The organism is Amycolatopsis thailandensis (assembly GCF_002234405.1).
Classification (GTDB): Bacteria; Actinomycetota; Actinomycetes; order Mycobacteriales; family Pseudonocardiaceae; genus Amycolatopsis; species Amycolatopsis thailandensis.
In genome coordinates, this window is record NZ_NMQT01000364.1 from 1 (window position 1) to 574 (window position 574).

The following is a 574-nucleotide window of genomic DNA, read 5'->3' on the forward strand; positions in this document are numbered from 1 at the left end:
AGGCCGATCCGGCTCGCCGCGAAGAGTTGCTTGGCCGCCATGTAGCCCACGGCGATGTCCACGATCCGCTCGGGACCGGCAGTCTTGGTCGACCCGCTCACGGGTGCCCTCCTTAGCTCGTTTCGAGCGAGAGTCTACAGACGTAGACAAAAGAATCCAGTGCAAGTTTTCGCCCACCACCAGGAAAAACCTGCCGGATATCAACTTCCTACATTCGTAGAATATACCCATTGACAGCACCCCCGCCCAGTGTCAACATGCGTAGAACTACCCCCGCCGGAGGCCCGTTCCCCGGCAGTGCGGTCCGCTTCGGGCGGGCACGGGAAAGGGGATTCATGACCCTGCTCGAATTACGAGAACTGACCGTCGGCGTCATCGCCGACGAAACCGAACGCGAACTGGTGCGAGAACTTTCGTTCGACCTCGAACAAGGCCGGACACTCTGCGTGGTCGGCGAATCCGGCAGCGGTAAAACGGTGACGGCCTTGTCGATCATCCGGTTACTGGAGTTCGTCGCACCGGTGTTCACTCGCGGTGAGATCACTGTCGACGGCGTGGACGTCACACGCCTCTC

At 60.5% G+C, this 574-nt stretch carries 1 protein-coding gene; it reads left to right on the forward strand.

Annotation, left to right across the window (positions count from 1 at the left end; translation table 11 throughout):
• Positions 1-335: 335 nt before the first annotated feature.
• On the forward strand, positions 336-574 hold a 239-nt coding region (locus CFP71_RS42915), incomplete at its 3' end, for an ATP-binding cassette domain-containing protein (RefSeq protein WP_143267339.1).